This window comes from Micromonospora sp. NPDC005215, assembly GCF_040607915.1.
GTDB lineage: Bacteria > Actinomycetota > Actinomycetes > Mycobacteriales > Micromonosporaceae > Micromonospora.
The window spans coordinates 39,539-53,819 of the sequence record NZ_JBEXHQ010000023.1 but is presented as its reverse complement, the minus strand read 5'-3'; the positions used below and the strand labels follow the sequence as shown (position 1 = coordinate 53,819).

14 protein-coding genes are annotated in these 14,281 nt (G+C 72.7%); 9 read left to right on the top strand and 5 right to left on the bottom strand.

All coding sequences use genetic code 11. The features are described 5' to 3' along the window. Window positions 1–36: 36 nt before the first annotated feature. Both ABZU25_RS18460 and ABZU25_RS18455 read right to left on the bottom strand, forming a co-directional pair. A complete protein-coding gene (locus ABZU25_RS18460; protein ID WP_355030559.1) occupies window positions 37–384 on the bottom strand; it encodes an Lsr2 family protein in 348 nt (115 codons plus the stop codon). A gap of 140 nt (window positions 385–524) precedes the next feature. After that, complete coding sequence (locus ABZU25_RS18455; protein ID WP_355030558.1) at window positions 525–1,133, bottom strand: response regulator transcription factor; 609 nt, start codon at window positions 1,131–1,133, stop codon at window positions 525–527. 98 nt (window positions 1,134–1,231) lie between these two features. On the opposite strand from ABZU25_RS18455, the gene ABZU25_RS18450 reads away from it, so the two are divergent. The 4 genes from ABZU25_RS18450 (at window position 1,232) to ABZU25_RS18435 (ending at window position 5,924) form a co-directional block, all read left to right on the top strand. Continuing rightward, window positions 1,232–1,963, top strand: coding sequence for a HAMP domain-containing sensor histidine kinase (locus tag ABZU25_RS18450; protein ID WP_355030557.1), 732 nt, complete (start codon window positions 1,232–1,234; stop codon window positions 1,961–1,963). Between the two features lie 83 nt (window positions 1,964–2,046). Continuing rightward, window positions 2,047–2,916 (top strand): manganese catalase family protein, encoded by an 870-nt coding sequence (locus ABZU25_RS18445; RefSeq protein WP_355030556.1) that lies wholly within the window; start codon window positions 2,047–2,049, stop codon window positions 2,914–2,916. A gap of 139 nt (window positions 2,917–3,055) precedes the next feature. After that, window positions 3,056–5,386 (top strand): endopeptidase La, encoded by a 2,331-nt coding sequence (gene lon, locus ABZU25_RS18440; RefSeq protein WP_355030555.1) that lies wholly within the window; start codon window positions 3,056–3,058, stop codon window positions 5,384–5,386. A gap of 133 nt (window positions 5,387–5,519) precedes the next feature. Continuing rightward, entirely contained in the window at window positions 5,520–5,924 is a 405-nt protein-coding gene (locus ABZU25_RS18435; protein WP_355030554.1) for a DoxX family protein, read from the top strand. 48 nt (window positions 5,925–5,972) lie between these two features. On the opposite strand, the gene ABZU25_RS18430 is transcribed toward ABZU25_RS18435, so the two are convergent. Continuing rightward, window positions 5,973–7,718: a DEAD/DEAH box helicase gene (locus tag ABZU25_RS18430; RefSeq protein ID WP_355030553.1), complete on the bottom strand. Its 1,746-nt coding sequence runs from the start codon at window positions 7,716–7,718 to the stop codon at window positions 5,973–5,975. Between the two features lie 439 nt (window positions 7,719–8,157). On the opposite strand from ABZU25_RS18430, the gene ABZU25_RS18425 reads away from it, so the two are divergent. Next, a complete protein-coding gene (locus tag ABZU25_RS18425) occupies window positions 8,158–8,676 on the top strand; it encodes a 2'-5' RNA ligase family protein (protein ID WP_355030552.1) in 519 nt (172 codons plus the stop codon). Window positions 8,677–8,911: 235 nt separating this feature from the next. Beyond that, the gene (locus tag ABZU25_RS18420) at window positions 8,912–9,307 is read left to right on the top strand and encodes a hypothetical protein (RefSeq protein ID WP_355030551.1); all 396 of its coding nucleotides are present in this window, start codon (window positions 8,912–8,914) and stop codon (window positions 9,305–9,307) included. A gap of 690 nt (window positions 9,308–9,997) precedes the next feature. Here the strand turns inward: ABZU25_RS18420 and ABZU25_RS18415 are convergent. Next, window positions 9,998–10,687, bottom strand: a complete 690-nt coding sequence (locus tag ABZU25_RS18415) for a hypothetical protein (RefSeq protein WP_355030550.1) — start codon at window positions 10,685–10,687, stop codon at window positions 9,998–10,000. A 208-nt stretch (window positions 10,688–10,895) separates the two neighbouring features. Here ABZU25_RS18415 and ABZU25_RS18410 point away from each other — a divergent pair, with 208 nt between their 5' ends. The 3 genes from ABZU25_RS18410 (at window position 10,896) to ABZU25_RS18400 (ending at window position 13,545) form a co-directional block, all read left to right on the top strand. Then, window positions 10,896–11,639, top strand: coding sequence for a winged helix-turn-helix domain-containing protein (locus tag ABZU25_RS18410; protein WP_355030549.1), 744 nt, complete (start codon window positions 10,896–10,898; stop codon window positions 11,637–11,639). Between the two features lie 68 nt (window positions 11,640–11,707). Continuing rightward, window positions 11,708–12,742 carry a cytochrome P450 gene (locus tag ABZU25_RS18405; protein WP_355030548.1) on the top strand — a complete coding sequence of 345 codons (1,035 nt, stop codon included), beginning with the start codon at window positions 11,708–11,710 and terminating at the stop codon, window positions 12,740–12,742. Next, window positions 12,739–13,545, top strand: coding sequence for an isocitrate lyase/phosphoenolpyruvate mutase family protein (locus tag ABZU25_RS18400; RefSeq protein ID WP_355030547.1), 807 nt, complete (start codon window positions 12,739–12,741; stop codon window positions 13,543–13,545). The genes ABZU25_RS18405 and ABZU25_RS18400 overlap by 4 nt, the downstream gene beginning before the upstream one ends. Here the strand turns inward: ABZU25_RS18400 and ABZU25_RS18395 are convergent. Next, complete coding sequence (locus ABZU25_RS18395) at window positions 13,542–14,114, bottom strand: PIG-L family deacetylase (protein WP_355030546.1); 573 nt, start codon at window positions 14,112–14,114, stop codon at window positions 13,542–13,544. The two genes, ABZU25_RS18400 and ABZU25_RS18395, sit on opposite strands and share 4 nt — an antisense overlap. Between the last annotated feature and the right edge of the window lie 167 nt (window positions 14,115–14,281).

Genomic DNA, 14,281 nt, shown 5'->3' with positions numbered 1-14,281 from the left:
CGCCGTCGCAGCGGGACCCCGTCGGCAACTCGCGCGTCAGCGCGCCTTGTACGCCTCGACGACCTCAACCGGGATCCGGCCCCGCTCGGAAATCTTGTAGCCGTTCTTGACGGCCCATTCCCGGATGGCCCGGTTCTGCTCCCGATCCATTCCGGCGCCGGTGGGTCGCCCCGGCCTCCGGATCGATCGGGTGCTCTCCACCGGACCGCGCCCGATCCGCCGACCCGCATTGATGTACGGATCCAGTGCCTTGCGCAAGACGCCGGCATTTTCGTCCGAGACGTCGATCGTGTAGGCCACTCCGTCGAGACTGAACTCGACCGTCCGGTCGGCCTTGCCGCCGTCGAGGTCGTCGGTCAGGACCGTGATTACTTTTCTCGCCATTGCCGATTACTCCCTGTGTGCGGCGGGATGTGTCCAAAGTCTGACCTATCACCCCGGTAATCCGCAACAATATGCGTCCCATTCGGCGCGTCGTGATTCCGTTACCGAGAAAAACCGTGAATCGGTGCGTTGCCGGAGCCTCAATCGTCGAGGAGGCCGCTGTGCCCGGCCACGGCGGCCGCCTCGGACCGGTTGGACACCCGCAACCTGCGCAGCAACGCGGCGGTCATCCGTTTCACCGTCCGTTCCGAGACGTGCAGTTCTTCGGCGATGTCGATGGTCTTGCGGCCGGCGGCGATCGCGCGCAGCAGCCGCCGTTCCTCGTCGTCCAGGTCGGCCGCCGGAGCGTGCGTGGGCCGCAGCATGGCACGCAGCAACTCGGCTGGGAGCACCGCCCACCCGTCGAGGATGGCCAGCAGCGGGGGCAGCAGTTCCTCCGGTTCGCTGGTCTTCGGCAGGAATCCCTCGGCACCGGCCCGCAGCGCGGCGAGTGCCGGAGCGGGGTCGACGGAACCGGACATCGCGACCACCCGTACCCGCGGGATGGTCCGCCTGATCGCGGCCACCGCCCGGATCCCGCCGGGTGCCGGCATGTGCAGGTCGACAAGGGCCAGGTCGGGCCGGCAGCGGCTGGTCAGCGCGGCCGCGGCGGCGGCGTCGCCGGTCGAGGCGACCACCTCGGCCCGGCCGTCGGTGGTGATCGGGAGCAGCAACTCCAGCCCGCGGACGAAGAGGGGGTGATCGTCCACGACAACGAGTCGAATGGTGGGGGCTCCCGGCATGTCTGCGCCGTTCCCCAGCGGGTACCGATCATGCGGGTACGCACCGAACGAGGGGAGTCGGGTGGATGCGCGCACGCCACGGTCTGCGGGGTCTGCTGCGAGGGTTGCGCCGAATCGAGCCGGCCTCCGGTGACCTGCGGCTCCCGGGGGCCGATTCCGAGTTGCTGTTGCGGGTGTTGTGTCACGAGTTCCGCACGCCGATCAGCAACCTGACCTCGCTGACCCGCGCGCTGGCCGACGAGCGCCGCGACCTGACCGGCGCGGACCGGCGGGCGATCACCGAGTTGGCCCGTGACCAGGCTGTGCACCTGCAGAGCCTGCTGCGTGACGCGACCGCCGGCACCGGCGCCTTGGCGCTGGCCCCCGGACCGGAGCCGGTCGTGCCGCTGGCGGGCATCCTGCGTGAGGCCGCCGCGCTGGTGCCGGCCCGTCGGCGGCGTGCTCGGGCCACCCGGCGGGCGGCCTCCTGGCCGGTGCCCGGCGGGCGGACCCGTCAGGTGCTTGTCAACCTGGTGGAGAACGCGCTGCGGCACGGGCCGGCGGAGGGGCAGGTCGGGCTCTACGCCGCGCTGCGCGGTCCCGGCCTGAGCATCCTGGTGACCGACGAGGGGCGGGTGGACGACGCGCTGCTGGCGGCGCTGCGTCGCCCGGTGCCGACCGTCGGGATGTCCGGGTTGGGGTTGTGGATCGTGCGGCAACTCGTGGCGACGGACAGGGGAACGCTGCGGGTGCACCGACTGCGGCCGCGCGGTGTGGCGCTGGAGGTACTGCTGCCCGTGGCGCGGCCGGTGGCCTGACCCCGGCGGGACGCGGGTCGGCCCGACCGGGTCACCGGGAGGGGAACGCCTCGCTACCAGCCTTCCCGGATCGAGGGGGTCAGATGTTCAGTCATGTCAAGGATCTGCAGTTCGAGGCCAAGCCGGACGGTCCGGACGCCGCGTTCGCCCGCCGGTTGCAGGAGGTGCTGGGCGGCAAGTGGGGCGAGATGACAGTCGCCAACCAGTACCTCTTCCAGGGCTGGAACTGCCGGCTGCCCGGCAAGTACAAGGATCTGCTGCTCGACGTCGGCACCGAGGAGATGGGCCACGTCGAGATGATCGTCACGATGATCACCCGCCTGCTGGACAACGCCCCGCTGTCGCTGACGGAGGGGATCGCGGAGGACCCCGGGGGCGCGGCGACCTACGCGGGGTCGAACCCGGCGCACTTCATCCACAGTGGGGGCGGGCCGTTGCCCGCCGACTCCAACGGGGTGCCGTGGAACGGCTCGTTCGTCACCGCGAGCGGCAACCTGCTTGCCGACTTCCAGCTCAACGTCACCGCTGAGGCGCAGGGTCGGCTCCAGGTCGCCCGGCTGTTCAACATGACCGACGATCCCGGCGTCAAGCAGATGCTGCGCTTCCTGCTGGCCCGCGACACCATGCACCAGAACATGTGGCTGGCGGCGATCGAGCAGCTCAAGGAGGACGGGCTGGAGGACATGCCGGTGCCGGACGCGTTCCCGGACTCCGACGAGTTCACCGAGGAGTTCGGCTACACCTACCTGAGCTTCTCCTCGGGCACCGACGCCTCGCAGGGACGCTGGGCGTCCGGGCCCACCCCGGACGGTAAGGGCGAGTTCCGGTACGGCGACGGCCCGCGGGCGAACGCCCCGGAGCCGGTGCTGCCGCCGGGGGATCCGCGCCTGTACGGCACCAACCCGGGTGTTGCCGGCTCGGTGGTGAACACGGTCAAGAACAAGATCACCTGAGGTGTCTCGTCGGGCCGCCACCGGTGCGGGCGGCCCGACGAAGCCCTCGGTCACGTGGTCTGGGTCACAGTCCGGAACAAGGGGAACGCTTTGTTACTTGAGTGAGACACGCTCAACTCAACGCGATAGCAGGTGTTCGATGGCAACTCTTCCGGTACTTCCCCTGACCGACGCCGTGCTGCTGCCCGGCATGGTCATCCCGGTGACCCTCGACCCGACCACCCAGGCCGCGATCGACGCGGCCCGGGCGACCGGCGACCGCAAGCTGCTGGCCGTGCCGCGCATCGACGGCGAGTACGGCCCGGTCGGCGTCGTCGCCACCATCGAGAAGGTCGGCCGGCTACCCGAGGGTGAGCCCGCCGCCGTCATCCGTGGCCTGTCCCGGGCCCGGATCGGCTCCGGCGTGCCCGGCCCCGGCGCCGCACTCTGGGTCGAGGCGACCGAACTCGACGAACCCGCTCCCGCCGGCCGCGCCCGCGAACTCGCCCGCGAGTACCGCGCCCTGGTGACCTCCGTGCTTCAGCAACGGGGCGCCTGGCAGGTCATCGACGCGGTGGAGCGGATGACCGACCTGTCCGAGCTGGCCGACTCGGCCGGCTACGCGCCCTGGTTGACCCTGGACCAGAAGACCGAACTGCTCGGCGCGCCGGACGTCACCGCCCGGTTGGAGCTGCTTGTCGGCTGGGTGAAGGACTACCTGGCCGAGCAGGAGGTCACCGAGCAGATCAACAGTGACGTCCGGGAGGGGCTGGAGAAGTCCCAGCGGGAGTTCCTGCTGCGCCAACAGCTCGCTGCGATCCGCAAGGAACTGGGCGAGGACGAGCCGGACGGCTCGGCCGACTACCGGTCCCGGGTCGAGGCCGCCGAGCTGCCGGAGAAGGTCCGCGAGGCGGCCATGCGCGAGGTCGGCAAGCTGGAACGGGCCAGTGACTCCTCACCGGAGGCGGGCTGGATCCGCACCTGGCTCGACACGGTGCTGGAAATGCCGTGGGGCACGCGTACCGAGGACAACACCGACCTGGCTGCGGCCCGGGCGGTGCTCGACGCCGACCACGCCGGCCTGGCCGACGTGAAGGACCGCATCCTGGAGTACCTGGCCGTGCGCAACCGGCGGGCCGAGCGCAACCTCGGCGTGGTCGGCGGTCGCGGCTCCGGCGCGGTCCTCGCCCTCGCCGGTCCTCCCGGAGTGGGCAAGACCAGCCTCGGCGAGTCCGTGGCGCGGGCCCTCGGGCGCAACTTCGTCCGGGTCTCGCTCGGCGGAGTCCGCGACGAGGCGGAGGTCCGCGGTCACCGGCGCACCTACGTGGGCGCGCTGCCCGGTCGGATCGTCCGCGCGCTGCGCGAGGCCGGCTCGATGAACCCGGTCGTGCTCCTCGACGAGGTGGACAAGGTCTCCGCCGGCTACGCCGGCGACCCGGCCGCCGCCCTGCTGGAGGTGCTCGACCCGGCCCAGAACCACACCTTCCGGGACCACTACCTGGAGGTCGACCTGGACCTGTCCGACGTGCTGTTCCTCGCCACCGCAAACGTGGTGGAGTCCATCCCCGGCCCGCTGCTGGACCGGATGGAGCTGGTCACGCTCGACGGCTACACCGAGGACGAGAAGGTCGCCATCGCCCGCGACCACCTGCTGCCCCGGCAGCGGGATCGGGCCGGGCTGACCGCCGACGAGGTTGGCGTCGCTGACGAAGCTCTCGCGCTGATCGCGGGCGAGTACACCCGGGAGGCCGGAGTCCGGCAGCTCGAGCGTGCGCTGGCCAAGATCCTGCGCAAGGTGGCGGTGACGCTGGCGACCGACCCGACAGCGGTACGCGTAGACACCGACAACCTCACCGGCTACCTGGGGCGACCGAAGTTCACCCCGGAGTCGGCCGAGCGCACCGCCGTGCCCGGCGTGGCGACCGGCCTCGCCGTCACCGGCGCCGGTGGGGACGTGCTCTTCATCGAGGCGACCAGCATGGAGGGCGAGCCGGGGCTGACCCTGACCGGTCAGCTCGGCGACGTGATGAAGGAGTCGGCGCAGATCGCCCTCTCCTACCTGCGCTCCAACGGGCGCCGGTTCGGCATCGACCCGAACGTCCTGGCCGGGCGCCGGATCCACGTCCACTTCCCGGCGGGCGCGGTGCCCAAGGACGGCCCGAGCGCCGGCATCACCATGGTCACCGCCCTGGCGTCGCTGGTCACCGGCCGCCCGGTCCGCCCCGAGTTCGGGATGACCGGCGAGGTGACGCTCTCCGGTCGGGTGCTGCCGATCGGTGGGGTGAAGCAGAAGCTGCTCGCCGCGCACCGGGCCGGCCTCACCGAGGTCATCATCCCGGCGCGCAACGAGCCCGACCTGGACGACCTGCCGACCGAGGTGCGCGAGGCGCTGACCGTGCACACCCTGGCCGACGTGGCCGACGTGCTCGCCCTGGCGCTGCGCCCGGCCGACGTCAAGACGCTGGACGGACCGGCGCTCTTCGCGGCCTGACGCTCCGCACACCGGAACCCCCGCCGTCTGCACAGACGGCGGGGGTTCTCTGGTACGCGGGGGAGAGGTCTACTGTCTCGCTTGAACCCTCAACTACCTCTTCGCCGTGCGGCGTCCCCCTGGAGGAACCCCCGTGAATCTGGTGCTCTGGATCATCCAGATCCTGCTCGCCGTCGTCTTCGCCGGCGCTGGACTGGCCAAGCTGACCCAGCCCAAGGACAAGCTGCGTGAGCTGATGCGGTGGGTGGACCCGGTCCCGCCGACCCAGGTCAAGGCGCTCGGCGCCGTCGAGCTGTTGGCCGCGGTCGGGCTGGTGCTGCCCCCGCTCACCGGCATCGCCACGGTGCTCACCCCGCTCGCCGCCGTCGGGCTGGTCGTCGTCATGGTCGGCGGCATCCTGGTGCACCTGCGCGACGTGAAGAAGCGGGACACGCAGGAGGGGCGTCGCACCGAGATCCAGGGCGCGATCACCTGCTCGGTGCTGCTCGTGCTCGCCGCCGTGGTGGCCTGGGGCCGCTTCGGCCCGTACTCCTTCTGATCCGCCGCGCCGGCGACCGTCGTACCCCGGCGGTCGCCGGCGGCGCGCTCAGCGCTCGTCGCCCCCACGGTCGCGGCGCACTGTGGCCTTGCGGCCCTTGATCGTGCTCTGCCGCAACCCGGAGATCACCTCGTCGGCCACCCCCTGCGGCACCTCCACCAGCGAGAACCGGTCGGCGATCTCGATCGAGCCGATGTCCCGGCCACGGATCCCGGTCTCCCCGGTGATCGCGCCCACCAGATCCTGCGGGCGCACGCCGGCCCGCCGGCCCAGGCCGACGAAGACCTGGACGGTGTTGCCGCCGCCCGAGCGCGGCCGGCCCCCGCCCCGCCGGTCGCCGCCCCGGCCACCGCTCTCCGGTCGACCCTCGCGCGGACCGCGCACCGGCACCTGCGGGATCTCCTCCTCGTCGTCGGAGCCCGGCGACGTCAACTCGTGGGCCAGCTTCACGGCGGCGAGGGCGACCTCCATCAGGTCGAACTCGTCGGTCAGCGTCTCCACGATCACCCGGTACGGGTCGAGGTCGTCCTCCAGCAGGCTCTCCCGCAGCGCCGCCTGGGTCAGCTCCAACCGCCGGGTACGCATGTCGGCCACGGTGGGGATCTTGTCGATGGTGATCCGCTGACCGGTCACCCGCTCGATGGTCTTGATCATCCGGTGCTCACGCGGCTCGGCGAGAGTGATCGCCACGCCCTCACGGCCGGCCCGGCCCACCCGACCGATGCGGTGCACGTACGACTCCGGCGCGGACGGCACGTCGTAGTTGACCACGTGGGTGAGCTGCTCGATGTCCAGCCCACGCGCCGCCACGTCGGTGGCCACCAGCAGGTCGGCGGTGCCCGCCCGCAGCCGGCCCATCACCCGGTCGCGTTGCTCCTGGCTCATCCCGCCGTGCAGCGCCTCGGAGCGGTAACCCCGGCCGTTCATCGTCTCGGTCAGCCGGTCGACCTCCTCCCGGCTGCGGCAGAACACGATCGCCGCGGTGGGCGACTCCACGTCCAGCACCCGGCCCAACGCGGCCGGCTTGTGGGCCCGGGACACGATGTACGCGCTCTGCCGCACCCGGGGCGCCTCGCCCGCGACCGTCTGCTCCCGGCCGATCTCGATCCGGACCGGCTCGCGCAGGTGCTGGCGGGCCATCCCGTCGATGCGCGACGGCATGGTGGCCGAGAAGAGCACCGTCTGACGCTCTGCCGGAGCGTGCTCCAGGATCGCCTCAATGTCCTCGGCGAAGCCCATGTCGAGCATCTCGTCGGCCTCGTCGAGCACCACCGTGGCCAGCCCACCGAGGCGCAGGGTGCCCCGGGCGATGTGGTCGAGGGCCCGACCCGGGGTGGCCACCACGACGTCGACGCCGCTGTCCAGTGCCCGCAACTGCCGCCCGATCGGCTGCCCACCATAGATCGGCAGCACCCGCGCACCCAGGTCCTTGCCGTAGCGGTGGAACGCCTCGGAGACCTGCACCGCCAGCTCCCGGGTCGGCACCAGCACCAGCGCCACCGGGTCGCCATCGCGGCGGTGGGGCGTCATGAGGTTCAGCAGCGGCAGCGCGAACGCCGCCGTCTTGCCGGTGCCGGTGGCCGCCTGACCCAGGAGGTCCCGCCCCTCCAGCAGTGGTGGGATCGCCTCCCGCTGGATGGGGGTCGGCTCCTCGTACCCGAGGGCGGAGAGCGCGCCCAGCAGTTCGGCGCGCAGGCCGAGATCGGTGAAGGCGCTCACCTCGTCGGTGCCGCCGAGGGTGGCGTCAATCGGTGCGTCGGTCGGTGCGTCGTGCTGTGCAGGTGCGGAACTCATGTGCCAAGCCTTTCATTACGCGGTCCGGGCCGCTGCGCCGACCGGCACAACCCGCCGCCGACACCCCGCCCGGCGCCCCGCCTCCAGCCCGCAAGATCCGCGCAACATCGGGGAAACTGCTGCCTCAGACGCCGTGGAGGCAGCAGTTTCCCCGAACCTGCGCGGATCTTGGGGGTGGCGAGGGGGTCGGTTGGGGGTCGGGCCGGGGGACGTGAGGGCTCTGGGCGCTGCGTTCCTCGGATAGGGGTCGCCGGGCCGTCATCGGAGCGGGGAGGGTTCGATTGCGACACGTCGGCTACTTCACCGAAATGCCGAGAGCAGGGGGACACTGCGATTCCCGACGAGATCTTCTTCGCCTGAGCGGACAACGCGGCAGCGCTGCCGAACCGGGCACCCCGAGCTGTCGGGACGACGGGGACCACCCGGATAGCGTGAACGCGTGCGTACGGTGGAACTGCTCTGCTCGCCCGGGTTGGAAACAGCCGTCCGGGCGGTCTGGCAGCGGTTGGCGGCCGCCGGGCTGCCCAGCCTGGCTCGCAACATCCACCCGACCAACCGGCCGCATCTGACTCTCGCCGCCGTCGACGAGTTCCCGCCCGGGGTCGAGCGCCGCCTCGCCGAGTTGTTCGACGCCGCGCTGCCGGTGCCGGTCGCGCTCGACCGCGTCGTGGTCCTCGACGGCAGCGCCCCGCTGGTCTGGCTCGTCCGGCCGACGCCGGCGCTGACCCGGCTGCACGCCGCCGTCTGGGACGTCCTCGCCGAGGCCGACGGGCACCGTCCGTGGCACGCCCCGGGAGCGTGGGTGCCGCATCTGAGCCTGGCCCTGCGGTTCCGCGACGCGGACCTGCGAGTGGCCCGTGCCGTCGCCGGTGGGCAGCGCCCGACGGGACACTTCGACGCCGCCCGCAGCTACGACGGAACGGACCGGACGGTGACGCCCCTGACCCGGCTCCGCTAGCGTAAGCGGCGTCATCGTCGGAGCGGGGGTTCCACGTGCGGAACAACGGCTCCCACGACGTTCAGTGGCGTGACGCGGGTGTACCTGGCCCCGTATTTCCTCGGACCGGACCGGTCCGGCACCGACGACCGGTACGGCCAGTGCCACCTCAGGTGCCTGCGGGAGTCGGGCCTGGCTCCACGGTGGGCGAGTGGTGCTAGTGACTACTTCTGCCGGCGGTGGCCGGACTGGACGGGTGTCCACGGCGACGCCGATCCACGCCGTCCAGGCCGGCGATGTGCCACAGGCGGCCGGCCCGCCGGCCGAGGGGCGGGTGCTGCTGGGTGTCTCGTCCAGAGTGGGGTTCGAGGGCGGACCGTACGAGAGGATCTTCGCGGGGCTCGGCAGCGGCCAACCGGACCGGATCGACCTGCCGACGCTCCTTGCCGACCTGGACAGCGCGGATCAGACGCTCACGCCGCACCTGCTCCGGGGCGGCTGGGTCGAGCGGGTCGCCTCCGAGGGCCGGAATGTGTCGATGCCGGCCGAGTACCGGGCTCGGCACGCCATCGAACTCGACGCGGATCTGGTCGACGCCTGCCGGGTGGCCGTCCGCGCCGCGGCGGGCTGCCGGCGGCGGCGGCGACGATGACCGACTGCCGGCGGATCGCACTTCCCAAGCCGGGCGACAGCAGGGATCATGGTCGCCATGAACGCTCCGGAATCCGGGTGGGTCACCATCGCGGCCTATCCGAACATCAGGGGTTGCCCGCAGTCGATGGACACCGTCCGCGCTTGACTACGTGATAGGGGCATCGACTGGATGCCCCTCGCGGCCGACGCGATTCGCGTCGATCTGGCCTGCGGCGTTGGCGATGACGGTCGCTGGCACGGCTGGGTTGGCATCCGTGTCCGGGCTGCCGCGCTGCGTGGACTCGGTCTGCACCCGGACCAGCCAACCGCGGTGACCACCCACCCCAGCCCGCCCGCCTGGTGGCATGCGGCCGCGGAGCGCCGCGCCCGCTGCACGAGTGATTCCTGACCCTGCCTGGGGCGGTGGGCGCAGCCGACGGCCGACGGCCGACGGTGACTGTCGGTCACCTCCGTGGGGGCGGACGCGGTAGTGAGCGATATACCTCAGAGTCATATTCATACCTCTGAGGTATATCGCTCAACAGCACATCGACATGGCGGGCTGCCAAAGCGGATGGCGAGCGCCCTTCGCCGCAACCCCAGCCCCGTCTTGAGTTAGGACTTGCTCGTCTAGGCCCGCGGCGCGGAGCGTCCCGTGTGTGTTGGCGCGGGCGGCCGGGGGCGAGCGGACTCGGCAGGTGGCCGGGCCTCAGTTGCCGCCCCCGCCGTCGCCGCCCCCGCCGTCGCCCCCGCCACTGAAGTCGCTGCCACCTACGCCACCGGCGCCGCCGGCGTAGCCGTGGCGGCCGTCGTTGAAGGGCAGATCGCCGCGAATGCCGCGTGGCTTGGGCCGCTTGCCGAGCCCTGCGAGGTGTTGCAGGCAGACCCGTTCGGACACCGGGAAGCATTCGCCTCGGCCTCCGCAGTCGGCCAGGTAGCGATTGCCGCCCGGGATGCGAAGCTCGTGGTCGACCCGGAACAGCAGGGGAAGGCTGGTCGGGCCACCGCCCTCGTCCCGGCGTGCGTGGTCAAGCGTGGCGAGCAGCAGCGCGCTGCGACCGGCGTCGGTCGGGTCGCCGCCTGTCGCAGACCTCTGCTGGTGGTGCAGAGGGCGCCCGAACGCCGCGTCGCAGAAGGTGGAGTAGTCCTGCGCGTGCAGCGTCAGTGCCTGCCACAGGTCGCCCACGACCACCGACGGCATCGACAGCTTCGCGCCGCTCTGGCGGACGGCCAGCCGGAACCACTGCCGCGTCGCGGACTCGACGACGACGATGTCGTCGTCGCTGAGATGGGGGTACTGATTCCGGAGATGCTCGCGCCCGCTGGCCGGAAATCGCAGGTCGGCCACGGCGCGGAGTCGGCGGGGGGTGCGGTCGCTTCTGAACGTCGTCCAGTTCATGCGGCTACTTCTATCCGCCCAGGCTGCGGGCGCTAGGGCCCCGACTTGCCGAAGTGGCGCCGTGGCTCCTTCAGAGTAGGGCGGCGGGCAAGCGCGTCACTGGCTCACCATCCGCCAACTGTCCCGACCGGGACGAGTGGCCCGTGGCGGGCTCCCGTCGGCGGCCCCGGATTGTCGGTGCGCCGCTCGTCGGGGCGATGATGGCGGCATGAGTGGTGGCACCGAGGGCCGCGCAATGGCCAAGTTGGCGGCCCTGCTGGCCGACGGCACCCGGGCCGGCATCTGTGTGGCGTTGCTCGACGGTCGGGCCTGGACAGCCGGCGAGCTGGCCCGGCGGGCCGGGGTCGCGCCGTCGACGGCCAGCGACCACCTCACCCGACTCGTCCACGGCGGCCTGCTGGTCGAGGAGCGGCAGGGCCGCCACCGCTACCTGCGGCTGGCCGGGCCGTCGGTGGCCCAGCTGATCGAGGACCTGGCCGGGTACGCTCCGGCCCCACCGGCGCCGGCCGGTTCGCTGCGCGCGGCCACCGCCAGCGCCGCCCTGGCGTACGCCCGGACCTGCTACGACCACCTGGCCGGGCGGTTGGGCGTGCTGGTGTACGACGCGCTGGTGGCCGACGGACGACTGGACCGCACCAGCGGCTTGACGCTGACCGCCGAGGGCTGGGCGTGGGCGGCCGAGCTGGGCGTACTGGTGGATGCCCTGCGCGCCGCTCGACGCCCGGCGGTCCGCGACTGCCTGGACTGGACCGAGCGCCGCCCGCACCTGGCCGGCGCGCTCGGCGCGGCGCTGCGCGACCGCTTCACCGACCTGGGCTGGATCACCTCTGGCACCGGTCGCGCGGTCCGACTCACCCCGACCGGTCGCACCGCCCTCGCCGAAACCCTGGACGTCCCCGCATCCACCCTCGCGCCCACCCCGCCCCCGGCACCCGCCAGCGGCCGGGCCTGACCCGGGGACGCGGGCCGGGGCGGGATTGTTCGGCGGGGGCCGAAGGGTTCGGGTTCTACGGTCGGGCGGTGACTGACACCTGGCCCGACATCGCGCCCGCTGCGACGATGCCGGCGTGCGGCCCGCCCTCGTTCGCGCCGGAGCGCGGGTGGTGGGTGACGCGGCACGCGGACGTGCGGGCGGCGCTGACCGACCCGGCCTTCCGGGTTCCGGCGGTCGGCAGCGGTCCGCCCGGCACGCTCGCCTGGCTGCGTGCCTCGGTGAGCAGGTTCAGCTCGCCGCGACGCCACGCCGAGCGCCGGTCGATCGTGGTCACCGCGCTGGACGCGCTGGACCCGGACGAGCTGCGGCAGGAGGCGGCCCGGCGGACCGTCGCCGTCCTGGACCGCGCCGGTGGCCGCCTCGACGTGATGCGGGAGCTGGCCCGGTCGGTGCCGTTGCGGGTGCTGGCCGGGCGTCTCGGTGTCGTCGATCCGGTAGCCGCCGGGACGGCGGTCGCGGTCGTCGCTGCGGCGTACCACCCGGGGGTTGACGTGGCGGTGGTCCGGCGGGCCGACCGGGCGGTGGCGACGCTGCTGGCGGTGGTGCCGCCGGCCGCGCCGGAGGTACGCGCGAACCTGATCGGCCTGCTGGTCCAGGCGTGCGACGCGACCGCCGGCCTGATCGGCGCCGCCGCCCACCACCTGCTGCCCCTGCCGGGCGGCCACCCGCCGGGCGTGGCGGGGACGGCGGAGCTGCTGGCCGAGGTGCTGCGGCTCGACCCGCCGGTACGGGCGACCCGGCGGATCACCGCGAGCGCGGTGCGACTGGGTGGGCAAGACCTGCCGGCGGGCAGCCCGGTGCTTCTGCGCTTCGACGCGGCGAACCGTGACCCGACGGTGTTCGCCGAGCCGGCGGCGTTGCGGCCGGGCCGTCCCGGCGCTGGTCTGCTGACCTTCGGGGCGGGGGAGCGCGGCTGCCCCGGCGACCGGCACGCCCTGGCCCTCGCCACCGGGGTGCTCGACGTGCTGCGCGAACGCTGCCGGCGCACCCGGGCCCCGCTGTGCCACGAGCCGCACCCGACCCTGACGGTGGCGACGACCCTGGAGGTGAGCGTCCGATGACCGACCGGCGTGCGGAGTTCCGCGCCCTGCACCACGGCGACCGGCCGCTGCTGCTGCCGAACGCCTGGGACCACGCGTCGGCGGCGGCCCTCGCGGCGCGCGGCCACCGGGCGATCGGCACCACCAGTCTCGGGGTCGCCGCGACCGCCGGACGACCCGACGGCACCGCGGCCACCGCCGCGGAAACCCTGGCCCTGACCCGTCGGCTGGCGCGCCTGCCGGTGCTGCTCACCGTCGACGTCGAGGCCGGGTTCGATGACGACCCGGAGGCGGTCGCCGGGTACGTGGCGGAGCTGGCCGGGCTGGGCGTGGTCGGGATCAACCTGGAGGACGGGCGCGCCGACGGCACCCTGGCCGATCCGGGGTGTGTCGCCGACAAGGTCGCGGCCGTGAAGGCGGCGGTGCCGGACCTGTTCGTCAACGCCCGCGTCGACACGTGGTGGCTCGGGGTGCCGGACCCGTTGCCGCAGACCCTGGCCCGGGCCCGTGCCTACCGGGCCGCCGGGGCGGACGGGATCTTCGTGCCCGGCACCGTCGACCTGGCGACGCTGCGCGTGCTCAGCGAGCGGATCGACGGTCCGCTGAACGCGCTGTACCAGCCGGGCGGACCGGCGCTAAACGAGCTGGGCGAAGCCGGGGTCGCCCGGGTCAGCACCGGCTCCCTGCTGTTCCGGGCCGCGCTCGCCGCGGCCGTCGCCGTCGCCGACGCGGTCCGCGCGGGCGGGCTCGCCACCCCGCCGGGGCTGCCGTCGTACGCCGAGGTGCAGGGCCTGGTGCCGGCGGACGCCCGAACCAGGCGCTAGGTCGCCGCGGGACGCCACAGGCCGACCTCGAAGGCCTCGCACAACCCTCGGTCGCGGCCTGCCACCTGTGCCCACCACCGACTCTTGACCCGCAGGTACTCCTCGGTCATGTAGTCCCGGTCGAGGATCTGCCGGTACGCGGTGAGCGCCTTCATCTTGGCGCACCAGACGTTCGTGACGTCCACGAAGAAGGTCGGGCGGAAGTCGGTAGTGGCGAAGTTCTGCCCGGCGCCGGGGCCGTGGGTGATGACGACATCCGGGCGGCGAGCATCGATCAACGCGTCCGTGATCGTGACCAGGTCCCCGTCGGTACGCAGGTCGTTGGAGGCCAGGTCGCCCACCTCGCCGGATGCCCCGAGGATCTCGCAGCACGCGTCGAACGCCTTGTCCCGGCCCTGCCCCCCGCGCGACAGGGCGGCCACGTGGACGTCCATCCCGGCCTGGGTCATGCGCGCGATGGTGCCGCCGCAGAGCAGCGCCTCGTCGTCCGGGTGCGCGACGACCACCAGAGCGGTCCGCAGTGCGGTCGTCGCGAAGGGGTTCACCGCGCCAACCAAGTCGTCAGCCATTGACGAAGTATGGCGGCAATCCGTCAGCGTCTGATCACGCGCTGGTACGCCCCGTGCCGCCGTTCGGCGTACCGACGGGCGCGAGATCCGGCTCTCTTGGGGGTGAATCAGAGGATTGTTCGATCCATCCCGGTCCGGCTGATTACGGTGTGTTTCAGGGCGATCCA